Origin of the sequence: Pseudoalteromonas sp. Ld19 (assembly GCF_045064135.1) — a bacterium.
GTDB classification, from domain to species: domain Bacteria; phylum Pseudomonadota; class Gammaproteobacteria; order Enterobacterales; family Alteromonadaceae; genus Pseudoalteromonas; species Pseudoalteromonas aliena.
In genome coordinates, this window is sequence record NZ_JBISHA010000018.1 from 122,523 (window position 1) to 145,588 (window position 23,066).

At 40.4% G+C, this 23,066-nt stretch carries 18 protein-coding genes and 1 other RNA gene; 12 read left to right on the forward strand and 7 right to left on the reverse strand.

Features of this window, described 5'->3' with window-relative positions; all coding sequences use genetic code 11:
* The first annotated feature begins 23 nt into the window (after positions 1-23).
* Together fabZ and lpxA are read left to right on the forward strand one after the other, a co-directional pair.
* On the forward strand, positions 24-476 hold the full coding sequence (gene fabZ / locus ACJJVZ_RS08325; protein WP_077537426.1) for a 3-hydroxyacyl-ACP dehydratase FabZ: 453 nt from the start codon (positions 24-26) through the stop codon (positions 474-476).
* Between the two features lie 2 nt (positions 477-478).
* Positions 479-1,249: an acyl-ACP--UDP-N-acetylglucosamine O-acyltransferase gene (gene lpxA, locus ACJJVZ_RS08330; protein WP_405599698.1), complete on the forward strand. Its 771-nt coding sequence runs from the start codon at positions 479-481 to the stop codon at positions 1,247-1,249.
* A 74-nt stretch (positions 1,250-1,323) separates the two neighbouring features.
* Here the strand turns inward: lpxA and cydC are convergent, their stop codons facing one another.
* Genes cydC through ACJJVZ_RS08355 form a run of 5 tightly spaced genes read right to left on the reverse strand, consistent with a single transcriptional unit; the run spans position 1,324 to position 7,741 of the window.
* Complete coding sequence (cydC, locus tag ACJJVZ_RS08335; protein WP_405599700.1) at positions 1,324-3,069, reverse strand: thiol reductant ABC exporter subunit CydC; 1,746 nt, start codon at positions 3,067-3,069, stop codon at positions 1,324-1,326.
* Positions 3,062-4,855, reverse strand: coding sequence for a thiol reductant ABC exporter subunit CydD (gene cydD / locus ACJJVZ_RS08340; protein ID WP_405599893.1), 1,794 nt, complete (start codon positions 4,853-4,855; stop codon positions 3,062-3,064). Before cydD ends, cydC begins: the two co-directional genes overlap by 8 nt.
* Entirely contained in the window at positions 4,845-5,009 is a 165-nt protein-coding gene (gene cydX / locus ACJJVZ_RS08345) for a cytochrome bd-I oxidase subunit CydX (RefSeq protein WP_138584327.1), read from the reverse strand. Before cydX ends, cydD begins: the two co-directional genes overlap by 11 nt.
* A gap of 12 nt (positions 5,010-5,021) precedes the next feature.
* Positions 5,022-6,161, reverse strand: a complete 1,140-nt coding sequence (gene cydB, locus ACJJVZ_RS08350; RefSeq protein ID WP_405599703.1) for a cytochrome d ubiquinol oxidase subunit II — start codon at positions 6,159-6,161, stop codon at positions 5,022-5,024.
* Entirely contained in the window at positions 6,158-7,741 is a 1,584-nt protein-coding gene (locus ACJJVZ_RS08355) for a cytochrome ubiquinol oxidase subunit I (protein WP_405599705.1), read from the reverse strand. Before ACJJVZ_RS08355 ends, cydB begins: the two co-directional genes overlap by 4 nt.
* 301 nt (positions 7,742-8,042) lie before the next feature.
* On the opposite strand from ACJJVZ_RS08355, the gene lpxB reads away from it, so the two are divergent.
* The 6 genes from lpxB to ACJJVZ_RS08385 all read left to right on the forward strand — a co-directional run bounded on the left by lpxB (position 8,043) and on the right by ACJJVZ_RS08385 (position 15,985).
* A complete protein-coding gene (lpxB, locus tag ACJJVZ_RS08360) occupies positions 8,043-9,200 on the forward strand; it encodes a lipid-A-disaccharide synthase (RefSeq protein WP_405599707.1) in 1,158 nt (385 codons plus the stop codon).
* Positions 9,190-9,792: a ribonuclease HII gene (gene rnhB, locus ACJJVZ_RS08365; protein WP_193155931.1), complete on the forward strand. Its 603-nt coding sequence runs from the start codon at positions 9,190-9,192 to the stop codon at positions 9,790-9,792. Before lpxB ends, rnhB begins: the two co-directional genes overlap by 11 nt.
* Before the next feature lie 2 nt (positions 9,793-9,794).
* Positions 9,795-13,286: a DNA polymerase III subunit alpha gene (gene dnaE / locus ACJJVZ_RS08370; protein WP_405599710.1), complete on the forward strand. Its 3,492-nt coding sequence runs from the start codon at positions 9,795-9,797 to the stop codon at positions 13,284-13,286.
* Between the two features lie 16 nt (positions 13,287-13,302).
* Positions 13,303-14,259, forward strand: coding sequence for an acetyl-CoA carboxylase carboxyl transferase subunit alpha (gene accA / locus ACJJVZ_RS08375; RefSeq protein ID WP_077537435.1), 957 nt, complete (start codon positions 13,303-13,305; stop codon positions 14,257-14,259).
* An 82-nt stretch (positions 14,260-14,341) separates the two neighbouring features.
* Entirely contained in the window at positions 14,342-15,646 is a 1,305-nt protein-coding gene (gene tilS, locus ACJJVZ_RS08380; RefSeq protein WP_405599712.1) for a tRNA lysidine(34) synthetase TilS, read from the forward strand.
* Positions 15,647-15,985, forward strand: a complete 339-nt coding sequence (locus ACJJVZ_RS08385; RefSeq protein WP_193155928.1) for a hypothetical protein — start codon at positions 15,647-15,649, stop codon at positions 15,983-15,985.
* A 234-nt stretch (positions 15,986-16,219) separates the two neighbouring features.
* Here the strand turns inward: ACJJVZ_RS08385 and ACJJVZ_RS08390 are convergent, their stop codons facing one another.
* Complete coding sequence (locus tag ACJJVZ_RS08390) at positions 16,220-17,116, reverse strand: GGDEF domain-containing protein (RefSeq protein ID WP_077537438.1); 897 nt, start codon at positions 17,114-17,116, stop codon at positions 16,220-16,222.
* A gap of 133 nt (positions 17,117-17,249) precedes the next feature.
* On the opposite strand from ACJJVZ_RS08390, the gene ACJJVZ_RS08395 reads away from it, so the two are divergent.
* Complete coding sequence (locus ACJJVZ_RS08395; RefSeq protein WP_405599716.1) at positions 17,250-19,223, forward strand: monovalent cation:proton antiporter-2 (CPA2) family protein; 1,974 nt, start codon at positions 17,250-17,252, stop codon at positions 19,221-19,223.
* A gap of 9 nt (positions 19,224-19,232) precedes the next feature.
* On the opposite strand, the gene ACJJVZ_RS08400 is transcribed toward ACJJVZ_RS08395, so the two are convergent.
* Complete coding sequence (locus tag ACJJVZ_RS08400) at positions 19,233-20,378, reverse strand: patatin-like phospholipase family protein (RefSeq protein WP_193155926.1); 1,146 nt, start codon at positions 20,376-20,378, stop codon at positions 19,233-19,235.
* Positions 20,379-20,616: 238 nt separating this feature from the next.
* Between ACJJVZ_RS08400 and ACJJVZ_RS08405 the strand changes: the two genes are divergently transcribed.
* The 3 genes from ACJJVZ_RS08405 (at position 20,617) to ACJJVZ_RS08415 (ending at position 23,034) form a co-directional block, all read left to right on the forward strand.
* A complete protein-coding gene (locus ACJJVZ_RS08405; RefSeq protein WP_405599718.1) occupies positions 20,617-21,510 on the forward strand; it encodes a DUF3014 domain-containing protein in 894 nt (297 codons plus the stop codon).
* 138 nt (positions 21,511-21,648) lie between these two features.
* Positions 21,649-21,745: signal recognition particle sRNA small type (gene ffs, locus ACJJVZ_RS08410), an RNA gene on the forward strand.
* A 167-nt stretch (positions 21,746-21,912) separates the two neighbouring features.
* A complete protein-coding gene (locus ACJJVZ_RS08415; protein ID WP_405599721.1) occupies positions 21,913-23,034 on the forward strand; it encodes a hypothetical protein in 1,122 nt (373 codons plus the stop codon).
* Positions 23,035-23,066 lie beyond the last annotated feature (32 nt).

A 23,066-nucleotide genomic window follows, 5' to 3' on the forward strand; every position in this document is an offset into this window, starting at 1 on the left:
TGAACACTAATAAGGATGCTATTTTGGCAAACGAATTAAATAGCCTTGATATTCAAGAAATTTTAGCTTTATTACCGCACCGTTATCCGATGCTACTAATTGACCGTGTTATTGATTTTACACCAGGTAAATCTTTGCATGCTATTAAAAATGTTTCTATAAACGAACCTATTTTCACTGGGCACTTTCCAAATCAGCCTATTTTTCCAGGTGTGTTAATTTTAGAAGCAATGGCACAAGCAACAGGGTTACTTGGTTTTAAAACAGTTGAAAACCGTAGCGAAAATGAGCTTTACTTATTTGCTGCTGTAGACAATGCCCGTTTTAAGCAGCCGGTGATCCCAGGCGACACTATGCATCTTCATGTTGAATTTTTAAAAGAGCGCCGCAATATTTGGAAATTCGCAGCTCAAGCAAAAGTCGATGGCAAATTAGTATGTAGTGCCGAAATTATGTGTGCTAGAAGAGAGTTTTAATTGTGATCCATTCTACAGCAATAATCGAACCTGGCGCGAAACTAGGCAACAATGTCTCAGTTGGCCCATATAGTTATATTGGCAATGATGTTGTTATCGGTGATAACTGTATTATTGAGTCTCACGTTGTTGTGAAAGGGCCATCGACGATTGGCTCTAGCAATCATATTTTTCAATTTGCGTCTGTAGGCGAAGCCTGCCAAGACAAAAAATACAACAACGAGCCAACCACATTGATCATGGGTGATAACAACGTTATTCGTGAATGTGCCACAATTCACCGTGGAACAATTCAAGACCAAGGCGTTACTAAAATTGGTAGTAATAACTTATTTATGGCTTATACACACGTTGCACATGACGCGGTAATTGGCGATAACGTAATTTTTGCTAACAACGCAAGCGTTGCCGGCCACGTACATGTAGGTGATTGGGTTATCCTTGGTGGTAATTCGGGTGTTCATCAATTTTGTAAAATTGGTGCACATGCTTTTATTGGTATGTATTCAGGTGTTAATAAAGATGTACCACCATTTGTTACTACCATTGGTATGCCAGCAGGCCCTGCAGCTATCAATAAAGAAGGCATGAAACGTCGTGGTTTCGAAAGTGATGAAATTATGGCGGTACGCCGTGCTTATAAAGCGTTTTATCGTAAGAGTTTAGGTGCAGACGAAGCGATTGAGTCTCTCACGGAAGATGCTGCAAAGTATCCAGCAGTGCAGTTGATGATCGATTTTGTAAAAAACTCAGAGCGCGGCATTGTAAGATAATTAGCGCGTTTGCTTTAAGCATTAAAAAACCACCCTAGATGATAAATCGAAGGTGGTTTTTTATTGTCCAGCGTTTAAAACCGAGTAGTTAGCGCAACATAGTCGGGATAAGTGCCACTGAGCTCCTTATGAGAGCCTTGCGCAACCACTTTACCGTCTTCTAACCATACGACATTATCCATTTGAGCAAGAAGAGCGGGATCGTGCGTAATTGTCAGCACGCTCGCGTTATTCATAGCATGCATTATTGCTTGCATTACCCCTTGCTTAGATTGATTATCAAGCCCCTCTGTTGGTTCATCAAGGACTAAAATAGCGGGGCTTTTAAGTAATGCTTGCGCAATGGCTATACGCCTAGATTGACCTTGCGATACGTTACGCCCGCCAGTGCCTAATCGTGTTTTTAAGCCTTCTTTTAGCTCATTAAACCATGGGCTCAATTGGGCTAACGAGAGCGCTTCAATCATTTGCTCTTTAGTTGCATTTGGCGCAGCATAACGTAAGTTTTCACTTAATGTGCCATCAAAAATATGATGCTGCTGAGCGAGTATATTTATAACACTTGCGCGTATATCGCTATTTAATGAATGTAAATTAACAACACTATTTTGATTATTTAGAGTGATGCTACCTTGTTGCAAAGGCCATAAACCAGTAAGTAAATTTACAAGCGTGGTTTTACCGCTGCCGCTTCTACCTACAATCGCTACTTTTTGCTGAGGCATCAGCTCAAAACTAACATCAGTTAGTGCCGTTTGTTCACCATATTGGTAGCTGATATTGTTAAGTGCCAATGTGTTATTTTGCGCACTAAAGCTTTCATCTGCCTCTATAATTGTACTTTCAATTTGCGAACTAGCGGCTTTATCTTCAAGCGTAAATAATCGCTCTGCTGCTTTTAATACACTTGGAAGCTCAATAAACGCATTGGGTAGCAGTAATACGCTTTCAAAGCTTGCCAGTACAAATAAACTCAACATAGCAAGCTCTACATTTACCATAATATTGGCGTAAACCAATGGCACTATGGTTACTATGCTAGCAAGCATGGCTAATTGAACAACCAACAAGCTCAACCCATCTGAGTTTGCCAGTGCTTTGTGGCGAATAAATAATTGCTGATTGTACTGCTCGCTTAATTTGTCGCACTTATTAAGCTGCTGTGAACGGGCTTGATAAATACTAAGCTCTCTAAGTCCTGTGAGTGTATCTGAAAGCTCAGAGCGAAGCTGTGCACTCAGTTGTGTTTCTTTATGGCTGTTTTTAGTGAGCTTTGCGCTGAGTAGGGCAGGTATAACCACACCGATAAGTATAATGCCAGTAAAGCAAATAAGGGCGACGTTGCCATTATAGGCCGACATAAACAGCATGATGATTGGCACACTTAAAAGCGCGACCAGCATAGGCAGTAAAACGTTTAAATAAAACTTGTCGAGCGCGTCTACATCGTTTTGTAATCGGTTAACTAAATCAGCGCTACGGCTCATTGCTAAATCAACATTGTTAAGCTTACTTAACGTTGCAAATACATTGGTACGTATTTCACTGAGTAATAAAAACGTGGCGTTATGAGTAACTAGGCGCTCGCCATATCGCGATGCAGTTCGCACAATAGCTAAAAACCGAATCGTGCCGGCAGGGGTAAAGTAATTCATTTGTACGCCCGCAATACCAGCAGCCGCCATTGATGCTAAAAACCAGCCTGATATAGCCAACAAGCCCACATTAGCTAATACCGTAATCGTCGCTAAAAATGTACCTAATAGCATAGCTTTGTAATGAGGAGCACAAAGCTTTAATAAGCGAATAAAATTAGTCATGTGCCACCCCTTGTTTAGCCATTTTTAATAAATCAGCAAATGCTCCATTTTGCGCTGCAAGTGTTTCAAAGTGACCTTGCTCAGCTATCTTTCCATCGCGCATAACAATGATATTACTGGCATGTTTTACGGTATTTAACCGATGAGCAATAACTAACACTAAATTATTTTTAGCGTATTCACTAATAGCATTTTGAATAAGTTGCTCTGTTTGGCTATCAAGGTGCGCTGTAGGCTCATCAAGCACTAAGACTGGTGCTTGTTTTATAAATGCGCGAGCCAGTGCGATACGTTGTTTTTGACCGCCAGAAAGCCCTTCGCCTTGCTCACCTATTAGTGTGTTAAAACCATCGGGTAGGGTATTTATAAATTCAAGCACACCCGCTTGCTTTGCTGCATGCTCAAGCTCTTGTTGTGTGGCATTTGGTTTGGCCAGTTTAATATTGGCAGCAATGGTGTCGTAAAACAGCGTCGCTTTTTGTGGTATCCATGCAATATTATTTTGTAGGTAAGTAATATCGGTTGTACTTAAACTCTGCTCATTAATAGATAGGTGGTTAATCACCTCAGGGTGAAACCCTAACAAACAATCAAACAACGTACTTTTACCTGAGCCACTACTGCCCACAACTGCAATTAAGCCTTTATTTGGCAGTGTTAAATTTATATTTTTAATCCCTTCGTTACTGTCGGGATATATAAAATTAAGGTTGGTAATATTTATTGAGTTAATTGTATCTAAAGTTAAGTTGTTTTCAGGCTTGGTTGTAGTTACTGATGTATTTTCGTCACTTGGTAGTGGGGCATTTAAAATCGCAACCATATCGGCCGCCGCACTAATACCTTGTAAGCGTGCATGATAATGACTCCCCAGTTGGCGCAATGGCAAATAAAATTCAGGCGCTAAAAGTAGCACCACAAAGCCAGTAGCAAAATCAAGAGTGCCAAAAAACAATCTAAAACCAATAATTACAGCAACCAATGCCACGCTAATGGTGGCTAAAAACTCAAGTGCAAACGATGATAAAAACGCGATTTTTAAAACATCGAGTGTCGCGTGTCTAAAATCATCTGAAATCTTAGCGATTTGTTTAAGTTCGATACGTGTTGCATTAAATAGCTTGAGTTGTGTTAAACCTTGAACGCGGTCAAAAAAGTAATTGCCCAGCACAGCAAGTTGCTTCCAGCGTTTTTGGTTTAAAGCTTCGGCTTTAGAGCCAACTAAAATCATGAAAAAAGGAATGAGCGGGGCGGTTAATAAAAATATCAGCCCAGCTTTATAATCTGTCGGAAAAATAACAACCAATATTGCCAGCGGAATAAGCGCGCTGTAAGCAACACCGAGTAAGTATTTAGCATAATAGTCGTGGAGTGCTTCTACGCCATTATGTAGGGTATTTAATGTAGCACCTTGGCCGTGTTGTTCTATATAGCTTGGCCCAAGTAAACTGAGCTTATTTAGAAGTGTTTGGCGCATAGCCGACTTTATTTTAAGTGCAGCAAATGCACTCAAACGTTCACTTAGCGCCAAAAATACTGCGCGTAATAAAATAATACCTGCTAAGGGCCATAGTAAATAAGTAACTTGGGCTAAGTTATGACCTTCAAACATAACGTTGTGAATGGTTTGCGCAAGTAAATAAGCACCTGCAATCATTAGTAATGCGTTAAAAGTACCCAATGCAATGCTTAATTTTAACCACATTGCAGCGGGTTTACTTTGACGCTTTAAAAAAGCGCGCAGTGATTGCTGCTGCGCGCGATCTGGTTGGGGATTAGTCGTCATCTTTTGTGTTGTTAACATCATTTAATAAATCATGCATGTCTTGTTCATCATCAGCAATGCTGTTTTTGTTTTGCTGAAACTCGTACCACATTACATTTATAACACCTAAGGTACAGGCCAAAAGTACACCTAAAATCCAAGCGAAATACCACATAGTTTAGTCTCCTTAATAGCTACCGTGAGTGTTGTTTTCAATTTCTTCAACCGTTACTCTGCGCCACATTTTTACGTAACACCAAGTGGTATAGGTCAAAATAAGTGGTACAAAAATACACACTGCGACAAACATTACATTGAGCGTTTTATGACTCGATACCGCATCCCAAATTGTTAAGCTAATATTTGGATTATTGCTTGATGGCATAATAAATGGGAACAGTGATACACCCGCCGTCATTATTACGCCAATTAACATTAAGCTTGTTGAAATAAGTCCAAGCGCTGGCTTATTTAATTTAGAAAATACAAGTGCACTTAATGCCATTGCAAACGCTAAAATAGGGAAGGTCATTGTCCACGGATGAATGCTATAATTACTTAACCAAGCACCTTGCGCTGTTGTGACTACTTTAGCTAAAGGATCTGCATGACTCTGTGTATCAGCCATAGATACAATTTGGTAACCGGTTAAATTAGCAACCCAAAAACCAGCAGCAGCAAATAATACAATAAATACAATCAGCGAATAACGACCATACTGACCCGAACGCTCTGCGACTACACTTGCTGTACGAAGTTGTAACCACATTCCCGCATGCGCAACTAACATGGTAATACTTACTAAACCTGCCAGTAATCCAAATGGGTTAAGTAAGCCAAAAAATGAGCCTTGGTAGCTAACACGCATTAGGTTATCAATATTAAATGGTACGCCTAAAAATAAATTACCAAATGCAACGCCAAAAACGAGAGCTGGAATCGCGCTGCCTGCAAGCAAGCCCCAATCCCAGTTGTTGCGCCAGCGTTTTGAGTCTACTTTACTGCGGTAATCAAATCCAAGTGGTCTAAAAAATAAGGCAAAAAGTACCAGCATCATGGCAAAGTAAAAGCCCGAAAATGCGGCAGCATAAACCATAGGCCACGCTGCAAATAACGCGCCGCCTGCAGTTATAAACCATACTTGATTACCATCCCAATGCGGGCCAATAGTGTTGATTACTGTGCGGCGCTCTGAATCTGTTTTACCAACGAGGCGAAGCAACATAGCAACGCCCATATCCATACCATCGGTAATAGCAAAACCAATAAGCAGCACACCAATGATCAACCACCAAAGCATTTTTAACGTTTCATAATCAAAAATCATGATTGCTCTCCTTCAGTTTTCTCAGCTTTGTTTGGTAATTCAAAATGATACTTACCAGTATGTAGCGAGCTTGGTCCTTGCTTAACAAACCGGATCATCAGCCAGCCTTCCACAATGGCTAAACCAGTGTAGAAAACAATAAACCCAGTTAAGCTAATTAAAATATCGTTTACTGTCAGTGACGATGTCGCTAAAAAGGTCGGCAGTATTTCAGATATAGCCCAAGGTTGACGGCCATACTCAGCAACTATCCAGCCAAATTCAATCGCTATCCAAGGTAGTGGAATACTCAATACTGCAGCCCATAACAACCAGCGCTTTTGCTCAATAACGCGATGTGCGTTGTAGTAAAATGCTAAAATAAATACCGCGAGCATGGCTACGCCACAGGCAACCATAATCCTAAATGACCAGAACATAGGGCCTACTTTAGGGAATGAGTCTTTAACGGCTTTTTGAATGTGCTCTTCTGTGGCGTCTACAACATCAGGTGTGTAGCGCTTAAGCAACAAACCATAGCCCAAGTCGTCTTTTAGGGTATCAAATTTGGCTATGTTTTCTGGTGTATCTTCGCCGTTTCTGAGTTTTGTAAGGTATTCATAAGCAATCATGCCGTTGCGAATACGCACTTCGTGTTGTTTTTCTAAGTCGTTAATTCCCGTTACTTGCTCATCGAGTGAGCGCGTAGCAATTAAACCAAGCGCATAAGGTATTTTAACTGCGGCATGGGTAACTTGCTCTTCTGAGTCAGGAAAACCAAACGCAGTAAATGCAGCGGGGGCTTCTTCTGTGTGCCATTCTGCTTCAATTGTGGCAAGTTTAACTTTTTGAACTTCGCCGACTTCGTAGCCTGATTCATCACCGAGTAAAATTACACATAAAATAGACGCTAAACCAAAGCCAGATGCAACCGAGAAAGAACGTTTAGCAAACGCTAAATCACGACCTTTTAATATGTACCAACTACTTATGCCCAGTACAAACATCGAGGCAGCTACGTAACCTGCCGATACGGTATGAATAAACTTAACTTGCGCTACAGGATTAAACACAAGCTCTGCAAAACTGGTCATTTCCATACGCATAGTTTGATAGTTAAACTCAGCGCCCACAGGATTTTGCATCCAACCGTTAGCGATTAAAATCCATAGTGCCGACATATTTGTTCCCAACGCCATTAAAAAGGTTGCCCCTAAATGTTGGCGCTTAGAAAGCCTGTCCCAGCCTAAAAAGAACATCCCCACAAAGGTTGATTCTAAAAAGAATGCCATTAAGCCCTCAATAGCCAGCGGGGCACCAAAAACATCACCTACGTAATGGGAGTAATAAGACCAGTTAGTACCAAACTCAAATTCCATGGTAAGGCCTGTGGCCACACCAATCGCAAAGTTAATACCAAACAATTTTCCCCAAAACTTAGTCATATCACGGTAAATCTCGCGACCGGTCATAACATAAACCGATTCCATGATTACTAAAATCCAGGTCATACCTATAGTGAGAGGTACAAATAAAAAATGAAAGAGAGCGGTAACAGCAAACTGTAATCGCGATAGATCCACAAAGGTTTCATCTATCATTATTAGCTCCTTAAAAGTGACGGATTAACAGGGCAATATAATAATTGGCAAAGTTAGACTTGTTGAGCTTTCAGTAGTTACTGAAAGTTTGTAATATTATTTACGTTTGTGCAATTTTTGTCAATACGTATATTAGCAAAACTTAATATATATTTCATATGCTACATGAGTATTAAAAATAAATAATTCAATAAATTAAATTTGCTTATAAAAAACCAGTTATTTAAAGCGTTTAATCAAACACTAAAACACGGTAAACTAACAAGCATGAACGCTTGGTTTACTTGTGAAATAAAATCAAATGAATAAAGATAAAAAACAACTACGTATTGGTATTGTGGCAGGTGAACTGTCGGGCGATATTTTAGGCGAAGGCTTAATAAAAGCGCTTAAGCAACACTTCCCTAATGCTATTTTTGAAGGAATAGCGGGGCCTAAAATGCAAGCGCAGGGCTGTAAAACCTTGTTCGATATGGAAGAGCTTTCGGTAATGGGGCTTGTTGAAGTGTTAGGGCGTTTGCCGCGTTTACTTAAAATTCGTAAACAACTCGTGCAGCACTTTGTTGATAACCCACCAGATGTATATATTGGCATCGATGCTCCCGATTTTAATTTACGAGTAGAAAAGCAGCTTAAAGATGCGGGCATTAAAACGGTGCAATACGTCAGTCCATCGGTATGGGCATGGCGCGAAAAGCGTATTCATACCATAAGTGCAGCGACTAACTTAGTCCTTGCACTATTACCATTTGAAAAAGAATTTTACGATAAACATCAAGTACCGTGTACATTTGTGGGCCATACTTTGGCTGACGATATAGCACTTGAGCACGACGACAGCAAAGCTCGTGAAGAATTAGGTTTAAGCCTTGATGACAAAGTACTGGCATTGCTGCCTGGTAGTCGAGGCTCTGAAGTTGGTTTACTAAGTGAAACTTACATTAAAACGGCTGCAGAACTGCAAGCGCAAAACCCCAATCTTAAAATTGTGGTGCCACTAGTAAACGAAAAACGCAAAGCGCAATTTATCGCTATTTTAAATGCCACAGCACCAAGCCTAAATGTTAACCTGCTTGATGGGCAATCAAAGTTAGCGATGCAAGCCGCCGATGCTATTTTATTAGCGTCGGGTACTGCAACACTAGAAGGTATGCTATATAAAAAACCTATGGTAGTGGGCTATAAAATAAAGCCGTTGAGTTATTGGATTTTTAAAACCTTATTTACCTTTAATATTAAGTACTTTTCGCTGCCTAATTTATTAGCCGACGAAGAACTCGTCCCTGAGTTTTTACAAAGTGAGTGTAACGTGACTAACTTAACAAACGCGCTTACTCCTATGCTTAACACTAATAACAGAGCGCTAAAAGCACGCTTTTTAGCTATTCACGAAAAAATTAGATTAAATGCCAGCGAACAAGCAGCCAACGCTGTGGCGGAGTTAATAAATGCAAATTGATAGACCCAACGTAGCCTTAATTGCCGGTGTTGACGAAGTAGGGCGCGGCCCACTTGTTGGCGATGTGGTCACTGCCGCCGTTATTTTAGATCCCACTAAACCTATTGCTGGCTTAGCGGATTCTAAAAAATTAACAGATAAAAAACGCCAAGCACTTGCTATTGAAATTAAAGAAAAAGCATTGTGTTACGCCTATGGTCGCTGCAATCCGACAGAGATTGATGAATTAAATATTCTGCACGCAACGATGCTTGCCATGACCCGCGCAGTAGAGGCGTTAAGCACACAACCTGAATTTGTATTTATAGATGGAAACCGCTTACCAAAACTCACTATGCCAGCGCAAGCCGTTGTTAAAGGCGATAGCTTAGTAGCAGAAATTTCAGCCGCATCTATTTTAGCTAAAGTAGCGCGCGATGACGAAATGATTGAACTTGATAAACGCCACCCTGAATATGGCTTTGCGGGGCACAAAGGGTATCCAACTAAAGCACATTTTGCGGCGCTTGAGCAGTATGGCGCCATTGCGGAGCATCGTAAAAGCTTTAAACCTGTGCAGCGCGTTTTGGCGCAAGCCAATGGTGAGGGTTAAGCATGGCTGCTCCTGATTTTGTTCATTTAAGGGTTCATTCAGATTTTTCGATGGTTGACGGCCTTGCTAAAACAAAGCCGATAGTCGCTAAAGCGCAAGAGCTGCAAATGCCGGCTATTGCGATTACCGATCAAATGAACTTTTGTGGCTTAGTGCGCTTTTATGGCGCAACGCATAACGCCGGTATTAAACCTATTGTGGGTGCTGATTTTTGGGTTCGTAGTCCTGAATTTCCTGACGAGCCAAGCCGCTTAACCATATTAGCCAAAGACAATGACGGCTATAAAAACATTACCTTATTAATATCTAAAGCGTATCAACGTGGGCATGTGTTTCATCGCCCAGTGATTGACCGAGAATGGCTGGTGGAACACAAAACGGGCTTAATTATTCTCTCAGGCGCTAAAGACGGTGATTTAGGTAAAGCGTTATTAAAAAATAATCCAAGTGTTATTGAATCGGTTGTTAGTTTTTATAAGCAGCATTTTAGCGATAACTACTACCTTGAGCTTGTTCGCACCAATCGCCCTTTAGAAGAAGACTACTTGCACATGGCGGTAGAGCTTGCAGTTAAAGAGCAGTTACCTGTTGTAGCCACCAACGAAGTGGTATTTTTAAAGCCTGAAAACTTTGAAGCGCATGAAATTCGCGTTGCTATTTTTGACGGTTACACACTTGATGATAAACGCAGGCCTAAACGGTTCTCTGAAGAACAATACCTAAAAACACCAGAGCAAATGGCTGAGCTGTTTAGCGACATTCCAGAAGCGCTAAAAAACACAGTAGAAATCGCTAAACGTTGTAATGTAACGGTTCAGCTAGGGACTTACTTTTTACCTGATTACCCAACGGGCTCACTTAAGATTGATGAGTTTTTAGTTAAAGTATCAGAAGACGGTCTTGAAGAGCGATTACAGTTTTTATTCCCCGATGAAGAAGAGCGAAAAGTAAAACGTGTTGAATACGATGAGCGACTTGATATAGAGCTTGGCGTAATTAACCAAATGGGATTCCCAGGTTACTTCTTAATCGTAATGGAGTTTATTCAGTGGAGTAAAGATAACAATATTCCGGTTGGACCAGGTCGTGGTTCAGGTGCGGGTTCGTTAGTTGCGTACGCACTTAAAATTACCGATTTGGATCCGCTTGAATTCGATTTACTTTTTGAGCGATTTTTGAATCCTGAACGTGTATCAATGCCCGATTTCGACGTCGATTTCTGTATGGATAGACGAGACGAAGTAATTGATCACGTGTCTGCTTTGTATGGGCGTAACGCAGTATCGCAAATTATTACCTTTGGTACTATGGCTGCAAAAGCGGTAATACGCGATGTAGGGCGAGTGCTTGGGCATCCTTATGGATTCGTTGATCGTATTTCAAAAATGATTCCAGGCGATCCCGGGATGACACTTGCAAAAGCGTTTGATATAGAGCCACGCTTGCAAGAAGCCTACGATGGCGACAACGAAGTAAAAGATTTAATCGACATGTGTCGCATCCTTGAAGGGTGTACACGTAACGCCGGTAAACATGCGGGTGGCGTAGTAATATCGCCAACCACGATTACTGATTTTGCTGCGCTTTATTGCGATGACGAAGGTAAGTTTCCGGTCACACAGTTTGATAAAAACGACGTAGAAACCGCAGGCTTAGTTAAGTTCGATTTCTTGGGCTTGCGTACACTGACTATATTGCAGTGGGCGGTCGATATGACCAATGTGCGCATGGAGCGCCAAGGTAAAGATCTAGTTGATATAAATACCATTCCACTGGATGATAAAAAAAGTATCGAGTTGCTACTTCGCGCCGAAACGACCGCTGTATTCCAGCTAGAATCGCGCGGTATGAAAGACTTAGTACGCCGTCTAAAGCCCGATTGCTTTGAAGATATGATTGCACTTGTGGCCTTGTTCCGCCCAGGGCCGCTGCAATCAGGCATGGTAGATAACTTTATCGACCGAAAGTTGGGCCGAGAAGAAATCTCATACCCAGATGCGCAATATCAGCACGAAAGCTTAAAACCAATACTTGATCCAACGTACGGTATTATCTTGTATCAAGAACAAGTAATGCAAATTGCGCAAGTACTAGCAGGTTACACGCTCGGTGGTGCCGACATGTTGCGTCGTGCGATGGGTAAGAAAAAACCCGAAGAAATGGCAAAGCAGCGTTCAACATTTGAAGATGGCGCACGAAATAACGGCATTGACGGCGAGCTCGCGATAAAAATCTTCGACTTGGTAGAAAAATTCGCTGGTTACGGCTTTAACAAATCTCACTCAGCGGCGTACGCACTGGTATCGTATCAAACGCTGTGGATGAAAACCCATCATCCTGCAGAGTTTATGGCTGCGGTAATGTCGGCCGACATGGATAACACCGACAAAATAGTTATTTTGGTGGATGAATGTGAAAACATGAAGCTCACCTTATTGCCACCCGACGTAAACGCAGGCGAATTTAAATTTACAGTAAATCTGCAAGGTGAAATTGTTTACGGCATTGGCGCTATTAAAGGGGTGGGTGAAGCACCAGTTGATGCTATTTTAGAAGCGCGTGCAAAAGGGGGACCATTTAAGGATTTATTTGATTTTTGTGCCCGCGTTGACTTAAAACGCTTAAATAAACGTGTTACTGAAAAATTAATTTACTCAGGCGCACTGGATAATTTAGGGCCAGAAAAAACCCAACCTGGGCGTGCTACGTTATTAGCTAGTTTAAAAAGTGCGATGCGTGCGGCCGACCAACACAACAAAGCTGAGTTATTAGGGCAAAGTGATTTGTTTGGTTTATTAGCCACCGAACCAGATGAAGTTGAACAAGCCTTTATTAAAGCCACAGGCCTCACCGATAACGAATGGTTAGATGGCGAAAAAGAAACCCTAGGCCTTTATTTAACAGGGCATCCGATAAATCAGTACCGCCGTGAACTTAAGCATTACACCAGTGGAAAAATAGTTGATTTACAGCCAACTAATCGCGACGTGTTCGCAACGGCCGCTGGTTTAGTGATTGCTTCTAGGGTATTAATTAATAAAAAAGGAAATCGCTGGGCCTTAGTAACTTTAGATGACAAGAGTGCACGCATTGATGTACGCTTGTATTCAGACGAGTTTGAAAAGTACCAAGATATGCTGCAAGTTAATAATATCTTGGTAATATCTGGACAGGTCAGCTTTGATAACTTCTCTGGTGGTATTACAATGACCGCGAGAGAAATAAACACCATAGCTCAAGCGCGTGAAAAACGTATTAAAGCGATTAAAATGACGCTGAACATGGTGCAAGTCGAGGCTGGTTTCTTCGATAAATTACAAAAAGTACTCGAACCATACAAAATGGGAACGTGTCCGATCAAAGTTTATTACCAACGTCCAGATGCGTTGGCGCAATTAACTCTTGGTATCGAATGGTGTGTTACGCCAAGTGACGACTTAATTCATAAGTTATCGCTAATGGCGGCGCAAGATGTAGAACTAGAATTTAACTAATTAGGTAGTTTAGAGCATGAGCCTCAATTATCTTGATTTTGAGCTTCCGATTGCAGAATTAGAAGCAAAAATTGAAGAATTACAAAATATAAGCCGCGCTGGCGAATTAGACCTTGAGTTAGAAGAGGAAGTCAGCAAATTAAAAGAAAAAAGTGCCAAACAAAAACAGGAGATATTTTCTAATTTAGGTGCTTGGCAAGTATCACAGTTAGCACGTCATCCGTTGCGTCCTTACACTCGAGATTATATCGAGCGCATTTTCACGGAATTTGATGAGTTTTCTGGCGATCGTACTTTTGCTAACGATCCTGCTATTTTAGGTGGTATAGCGCGTTTAGATGGCGAACCAGTCATGGTTATCGGCCAACAAAAAGGCCGTGATACGGCTGAAAAAATTAAACGCAACTTTGGTATGCCAAAGCCAGAAGGTTACCGTAAAGCATTACGTTTAATGGAAATGGCTGAGCGTTTTAAAATGCCAATCATGACCTTTATCGACACGCCAGGTGCATACCCAGGTGTTGGCGCTGAAGAACGTGGGCAATCTGAAGCAATCGCGCGTAACTTAAAAGTAATGGCGACACTTAAAGTGCCGACAATATGTACGGTGATTGGTGAAGGCGGTTCAGGTGGTGCATTAGCGATTGGTGTTGGCGACAGAGTTAATATGTTGCAGTACAGCACTTACTCAGTAATTTCGCCTGAAGGTTGTGCGTCTATTCTTTGGAAAAGCGCTGATAAAGCACCGCTTGCAGCAGAAGCAATGGGTGTAACCGCAGAGCGCGTTAAAGAATTAGACTTAATCAACAACTTAGTTGATGAGCCTCTAGGTGGTGCGCACCGCAATTACGATGCTATGGCACGTAATTTAAAAGTTCGCCTTAAACGTGACTTAGCAGACTTACAAGCACTTACGCTTGAGGAAATGCTTGATCAACGTTATAAACGTTTAATGTCGTTTGGCTATTGTTAAGCACATTTAATGTTAAAAAAAGCCGCTTATGCGGCTTTTTTGCTTTAAAATACCCAGAGTTTTTATATTAAAGTGCGCCCATATGCATACATCAGCAATTTATCAGCAATTAAAAAAATCACTAAATAACTATATTGAGCAAGGCAATACTGATTTTACTGTGGCGCTCTCTGGTGGGGTTGATTCTGTGGTGTTGCTGTATTTAATGCGAGCTTTAAAAGCAGATAACCCTGCAATTAATATCTCGGCTATATATGTTAACCATGGCTTGAGTCAGTATGCTGATAATTGGCAAGGCTTTTGTAAAAACGTATGCATTGATCTTGAGGTGCCTTTTGAAGCTGCGAAAGTTGTTATTAAGCCGCAGTCGCGCACCAGCCTTGAAGCCCAAGCACGCGACGCCCGTTACAAAGCACTTGATGAGCAAAGCTCAAAAGGGAGCATTATTTTACTGGGCCAACATTTAAACGACCAAATAGAAACGTTTTTACTGCGCTTAAAGCGAGGTTCTGGTTTAAAAGGGCTTGGTGCTATGCATAAAGCGCGTTTGCTGCAAAGTGGGCGAGTGTGCTTTAGGCCATTGTTAAATGTAACGCGCAGCGATATAGAAGCGTTTGCAGCGCAGTTTGGTATTAACCACATAACCGATGACTCTAATACAGATGAAAGTTTTGATCGTAATTTTTTACGCTCAAAAATAGTGCCTGTGTTAGCTGAGCGCTTTAATGGATTTGAGCAATGCACTGCACGAAGCATTGAGCTACTACAGCAACAACAAACTCTACTTGATGAATATACCGAGCTTGATTTAAATAAGTGTGTTAACGAGCATCAAGCACTGTGCATTAGCAAAATAAGCGAATACAGCCCAGCGCGCATTGCAAATATTGTACGTACATGGCTTGCACTATTTACACAAGTGATGCCATCGCAAAAGCAACTTGAGCAAATTATAGATCAAGCAATAAATGCAAAAAACGACGCGCAAATACGTATTGATTTGCTAGATGGTCAAATACGTCGTCATCAAGGGGATTTGTATTTTGTAACACCAAGTGAAGTATTAACAGATGTCGAGCTTAATCATTCAGAGCTAACACTTGCAGACGGGCGCTTATTAATTAAAAACATCGGTTGCGGACTAAGACCTCCATACTCTAATGAGCAAGTAATAGTGCGCTTTAATTGCAATAGCGCGCGTATAAAACCACTTAAAAAGCCTGGTAGTAATACAGTTAAACATTGGTTTAAGGATGCAAAAATAGCGCCGTGGCTTCGCGCCAGTGTGCCGCTTATTTTTTATAATGATGAATTAGTGCAAGTGGTTGGCTATTTTATAAGTGCTAACCATATTGATGAAAGTGGTATTTTTTGGGAGTGTAAATAAATGAGTAAACAGCCGCATGTTGGTTTATCGTTGATAACTAAAGCGCCAATGGGTATGTTAATTACAGCTATAATTGCAGTTATAGCCAATGTTTTACTTGAGTTGAATGTTATTACCTTAGGTTATGCAATTGCTGGTGGTGCTCTCTCAGCAATGCTCTTATTAGCTTATTGGTTAGGCAAAGGTGGGTTGTTTTTTGTTTTAGGCGTAAGCCTGCCATTGCTGCTGGTTTTATTTACACCGCTTGCTGGAATTACTGCACTGCTTAATTTAGTGAGTGGTTTCTTTTTTGGTTTTTGCGCGGCGTTGGTTGCTTATAAATTATACCAAAGGCATTAAATTAATAATCTATTATAGCGACAAAAAAATAGCGCAATAACAAGGCAAAAATTTTTGAATCTAGTTGTTCTAAATAAAAAATTTTTAACGACGTTATAGTGCAATTTAATTCGTTAAATTGATCAAAGAATTATGCAGTTTGGTATTAGTCACATTTTTGGCTAAACACGCACCAATAAAAAGCCTAGCGGGGGAAGCTAGGCTTTTTATTGAAAATTGGTTTAGATGCTGCGACTAATAGGCTTTTGCGCAGTTTCTGCCAGACGCTTTTGCTTTGTATAAACCTTTATCCGCACGAGCAAATATCTCATTTTCGCAATCTTTGCTGCTTGCTAATGTAAAGCCAATACTGGTTGTTACTTTATATTGCAACATCATACTTGAGTGCCTAACTAGGCGCATAATACGCTCAGCAATCACTTTATTGGTAGTAAACTCTGGATCTTCAATTAATATTGCAAATTCATCGCCGCCAAATCGAAATACAGAGTCGGTGCCGCGAATACTGCTGCATAAAATCTTAGAAAACTCAATGAGTGTGTCATCGCCAATTTTATGACCAAAGTTATCGTTTACTTGTTTAAAGTTATCTAAATCAAGCAACATAAGGCTGAATGGGCGTTGATAACGTCGGCAATTTTCAAGCTTTTGTAATAAAATGTCATTAAATTGACTACGATTATTTAACCCTGTTAATGCATCTTTTGTCGCGAGTTTTAACACTCGGCTATACATCATTGCATTACGAAGTGGGTAAACAAGGGCAGCGTGCAAAGCTCGTAGTTTTCTTTCAATTACAGCATTAAGCGGATACTGGCTAAAATATATTAGCTGTCCTAAATGCTCTTTGCCAATGCTTAAATCGTAAAAATATGGCGTGCTTGTAGTACTGCTATCTGATGTTTGTGTAGTACCAAGCGTTGATTGAAACTGTAGCCCTGAAAAGTTCAGCAATTTTTTTGCAAACTTTGCATACATAGCCAAAATATCTTCAATGATTAAACTAGTTTGTAATTCAGTAACAAGCTCATGCGTTGCCGTAGGCTCATCTAAACGTGTAGGTTCGGCTGAAAACGGCAAAAAATCACCGCGACCAGTTACACGTTGTGTCAAAATATGGACATTTTCCATTCTATTCTCCCCCGAGGGTGTTGCTTTACACTTAACAAGCTATTTCTATGCCATATTTTAAAACTGGCTGAAAAACAGATGCTTGCTATATTTAAAGTAAGTTCCACTGTTTAATTAGCGCGAGAGGCCGTACTTGCAGAGTATTAATGTTCAAATTTTTGGCTTATTGGTCGCGGCGGTTCTTTTGGTGTGGTTTTTTAAGCGTATTGGTTTGCCGCCTATTTTGGCGTACTTAGCAACTGGCGTTTTAGCGGGTAGTCATGGTATTGGTTGGATGGCGCAAACGCACGAAATCGACTTTGTGGCCGAGCTTGGTATTGTATTTTTGTTATTTAGTTTAGGGCTCGAATTTTCTATTTCACGTTTAATGGCAATGCGAAATATTGTGTTTGGTTTAGGCTCCTTACAAGTTGTAGTAACCAGTTTTGTGTTTATTATTACGCTGTATAGCTTAAGTTTTAGCTTGCTCACCAGCTTTACCATCGGCGTTATTATGGCGCTTTCTTCTACGGCGGTAGTGGTTAAGTTATTAAAAGAAACAGGGGAGCTTAATCAGCGCCGAGGGCAACTTGCCATCGGCATGTTGTTATTTCAGGATATCGCGGTTGTTCCTCTGCTTATTATTCTTCCTTTACTTGCCACAAGCGATTCGCAAAGTATTAGTTGGGCGCTCGCTTTTGCTCTTTCTAAGGGCGCATTTGTGTGTTTATTGTTATGGGCAATAGGCAAATGGGTGCTTCCCAAAGTATTTAATGAAATAGCGCTAGTGCGTACTGATGAGTTATTTGTACTTACCACATTATTGGTTGCTTTATTTGCAGCACTTTTAACGTACATGTTTGGCTTATCTATGGCTTTGGGCGCTTTTTTAGCTGGCATGATGCTAGGGGAGAGTCATTATAGGCATCAACTAGAGGCTGATATAAGGCCTTTTCGCGATATTTTAATGGGGTTATTTTTTGTAACTGTAGGTATGCAGCTCGATATCCTTTATGTGCTCAGTAATGGCTTGTTTATTATTGGCGCGTTGCTTGGCTTATTAATTTTAAAAATTGCCGTTGTTGCAATCAGTGCTCAGCTTATGGGAGAGCGAAAGCAAGATGCATTGGCATGTGCAATTATGCTTTGGCAAATGGGTGAGTTTGGCTTTGTGCTTATTGCTTTGGGCAGTCAGCAGCAACTATTAACTAGCGAACAAGCCTCATTTTTAATTGCACTGGGTGTACTTTCAATGGCATTTACACCATTTTTGATTGATAAAACTCCATTTATACTAAAACGTTTAGGTGTACTTGATAGAGCAATCATGGCTTGGGAAAGCGAGCCTAAAAGCAGCACACTTTATAGTAATCATGTCGTTATTTGTGGTTTTTCGAGAGTAGGGCAAACAATTGCACGGTTTTTAAAGCCTGAGGCAATCGAGTACGTTGCTATTGAGAGTAATCCAATACTTGTGCAAGAAGGCAAAGCCGCAGGTGAGCCTGTGATATATGGGCATGTTAAACAAAAAGATATTTTAAAATGTGCCGGTGTAGAACGTGCGCGTCTCGTTATTATTACCTTTACCGAGTTTGAGCAAACACAAGTAGTAATAGATGCCATTAAACAAATAGCGCCCGAAGTTAAAATACTTATACGCACACGAGATGATAGTCAGCTCGAAAAATTAAAAGAATTGGGGGTAACCGAAGTTGTGCCCGAAACGTTAGAAGCAAGCTTAATGCTTGTATCGCATGTGTTATCTATGTCGGGCGTGCCTATGAGTCGAATTGTTAGGCGCGTAAGCAAAGAGCGTCGTAACCGCTATCAGTTTTTACAACGTTTTTTTACAGGCGAACATATTGATGGCGATGAAAATAGCAGCGACAGATTAGAGTATTTGCACGTTATAGCATTGCCCGATAAAGCATACGCCGTAAATAAAAGTATTAGTGAGCTTAACTTAGCAAAACGAAAAGTGTCGATAAAAGCATTGCGCAGGCAAGATCGTGAAATTGATGCCCCATCAGATCAAACTTTGTTATTGGCAAACGATATTTTAGTTTTGCAAGGCAAGCCACGTCGTGTTGAGCGGGTAGAGCACTACCTGCTCGACGGAATCGAATAGTTGCTTAGGTTAGTCTAATTCTAAAAATTGGCGTATTTCAGGCAATTTTGCCATGCCATCTTCATAGCCTATTTTCATTAAGTGCTGGGTGTAGCGCTTTTCGAATAATAAGTAACTGGTTAAACTCGATTGCGAATGCTTTTTCACACCGATTATTCTAAGCAGCACTTTAATAGCCCACGGCATATCGTTGTAATACTGCGCTGCAATAGCATTGAAGTTTTGCGAAGGGTTAACTACAAACGCCTCAATTTGTTTAAGTTCTTGATGTTTATCGCGTGCGGGTAATAGCCCTAAGGTGCGGTTTACTCGGCCTAAACGCTCTAAATCCGACTGCATTGTGTCGGTAAATACACTGTCGAGTAAATGCCCTGCAACCGCAGAAAGGCCAGGGTAATGTGCTGAATAACCAGGAGGATGCTGCTCCTTTGGCTCATCTACCCCAATTATAAATATTTTTTCAGCGCCTAAATGAATAGACGGACTAAGCGGGGATAGTTGATGAATAGAGCCATCGCCAAAATAGTGGTTATAAATATTTACGCTTGGAAATACCATTGGAATAGCACTTGATGCCATTAAATGCTCAACGTTAATACGTGTTGCACGTCCTTCTCGTTTAGCGCGTTGCCAAGGTGCTTGCGTATTTGACTGAAAAAATGCCACCGAGTCACCGGTTGTGTAACTGGAGGCTGTGATCGATAACGCATCTAAATAGTTTCGATGTAAGTTACGCTCAATTCGATTTAAATCTAATATCTCGTTTAATAAGCCACGAAGAGGACGATTATTTAACAAACTCGCAGGTGGGTGGTTAATATGCTCTGATTGAAAACTCGTTAAAATATTACGAGCAATATGACCAAAAACACTTAAAAAGTCGCTTTTGTACACCATAGACGTTGAAAAGTTTTTCCAAACAGATTCAAGTTTCCTCACTGCTAAATGCGCACAAGAAGCGTAACATGCTAATGCAGCAGAGTTAATTGCCCCTGCTGAGGTGCCATTTATAACTCTAAACGGTAATGGCGCGGTGCGTGGCATGCTATGAGCAAGCGCTTTTAGTACGCCAACTTGATAAGCTGCACGAGCGCCGCCACCTGTTAGTAACAAGGCTATTTTTGGTTTTTTTGGATCAACTTGCTTGATTTTCATATTGGTGGTTAAACTGTTCTACGTCTTTACTTTATTTATTAACTGTAAGTCTTTAAGCTAGAAGAATCAAAGGATAACTACTTTTATACTAATTACATTAAATACCAAGGGCTTTAGCGTGTATTTTTCATTCGCTAAACGATTTTGTATTAAATGCCATTAGTATTGTTGGTAGAATGAATTTAATCCACTTAGCGCACTCTAAGTGACACCGCATTTTTATTTTTATGGAGTTCGTATGTCAGATAAACCAGAAGCGTCAGATGTTCAAAAACGTCCACCGAATAACAACCTTCTTTTCGCCGTTATTATTTTAATAGTCGTAGCATGCGCGGCTGCTTTTATATTGCTTAAACCAAACGATGAGCAAGTAACGCGCACCGAAGTCGAGCCGCCAGTTAAAGAGCAGCCAATACTTGAACTTAAACCAGAAAATGCTCAAGACGTTGAACAGGGCACACTTTCTGTAAAACCAGAGAAACCAGCTGAACTTGAAGTGCCTGCGCAGTCTGTAGCTAAACCTGAGACTGAAACTAAACCAATTGTAAAGCCACTCCCAGCCCTTAATGAAAGCGACACGGTTGTTGTAACTAAAATTGACGAGTACTTTAGCGACCCAGTAATGAGTTTAATGGTAACCGACGATGTAATTCGCCGTGGTGTCGTGTTTATAGATAACATTGCCCAAGGAAAAGTCGCTAAAAAACATGCACCTGTTATTAAACCAGAAGAGAGTTTTAGCGTAACTGAAGGGGATATTTTAACGATTGATCCCAACAGTTATGAGCGTTATACACCGTATGTAAAAGTATTCACCAGCATGAGTGCAGCTCAAGCCGTGCGTTTGTACGAAGAATATAAACCACTTATTAACAGTGCATACACTGAAATAGGTTACGGCGATGATGAGTTTAATCAAACCCTAACAGATGCAATTAATTTACTACTCGATACGCCAGAGCCCCAAGGCGACTTACCATTACTTCGTAACTCGGTAACATATCAGTATGCATTTTCAGAATGGGAGCAATTACCTGCTGCTCAAAAACAACTTTTACGCATGGGTCCTGAGAACATGAAAAAAGTAAAAGCAGCACTGCGTAATATTAAGGCTCAGTTAGAGAGTAATTAATATGCACAAAAACAGCTAAATACGCCGCGATTGTATATGAAGTATGCAATCGCACTTTCTTTTTAGATTATCCCTTGAATAACAGAGCAAAAGTAGAGATAATCCCCCCGCGCCAACCAAGGCCCTCAATGGTAGTCTTATTGGTCCTCTCGCAACACTAGCAGGCGAACCTGGTCAGGCCCGGAAGGGAGCAGCCACAGTTTGTGACGTGTGTGCCGAGATGTGGCTGGTAAGACTGCCACCCAAATTCCTCATTTGGGTGATATAGCTAAAATCTAATTAAACATTCTTTGTAAATATACTCTTTTTAAATAAAATTATTAAAGCTTGCTTATCCATATTCTGATCTTTAAATTAGCTACTTTAAGTATGATCATTTAAATGGAATTAAAAGCTTAATTTATGTCTACAGTCTTTAAAGTGTTTTTACCTGATGAGGGAAAAACCTATACCTCTAATGAAGTTCTGTCTTTAGATGAAGCAGGTCTATTTAAGCTTAGGCGCTTTCTAAGAGAGCCTGAAGGGCTTGGTAGTATATTATGTGCTACATTTTTTCAGCCTTTAATACTTGCTGGAACTTCCTCACAAAAACATCATTTCAAACATCCTATTGGTTCAGAAGATTGCCCTGTAAAAAGCACGACAAGCCTCACCGATAGTGAACTGCAGGCCATTAGTTACAATGGAATAAAAGAAAGTAAAAAACATAAAGACTATAAATCGACTATATCAAATTTTCTTAAAAGCGAAGTTGAGTATGAAAATATTCAAGTAGAACAAACTTATCGAGAGCAATTTCAGACGGGGCTAGCTAAAGCGTGGCGAAGACCAGATATAAGTTTTTACTCTAACACGCACAGCATGGATATAGCTATTGAGTTAGTGTTAGACCAAGTACCACTAGATGTTATTGTTGCAAGAGATCGATTTTTTAAAGAACAAGGCGCTACAGTCCTTTGGCTATTTCTACAAGACAAAAACAACTTCACCCGAAAAGACATATTTTATAACTCTAACGAAAATCTTTACATATTTGACCTTGAATCAAAAATCACTAGCCGAGATCAAAGCAAGCTGTTTTTTAAGTGTTTTTATACACAATACGGAATCGATGATTTAGGCTTTCAGGTACAAGTTGTCAGTTCAGAGCAATCTAAACTAGTGAATTTGAACGACTTACACTTTAACGAAAGTAGCCTGATTTATTTTGATGTTCAGCAGTCAGAAACTGATGCAAAAGACGAAGCCGATCAGATATATAAACAGCGCCAACAAGAGAACGATGATTATAGAAAAAGGTTAGATGAAAAAAGGCAAAATAGACTAAGTGGTAACTCTGCTTACGCATCTGTAGCTGATAAATATATACAGCCAAGAGTTATTCAAGAAGGTTTAATTGCTGAACTAAATGAAAAAAATAAAAAGCTGAAGTGCCACTGTGGGAATGAAGATATGACACAGTTCAGAAGCAAAGCATGTTTTATTTATTGTAAGTTATGCGGTAATTCAGTGGTTTATGATTAATAAGTTGTTTTAATGTGGGCAATTGAATTGCA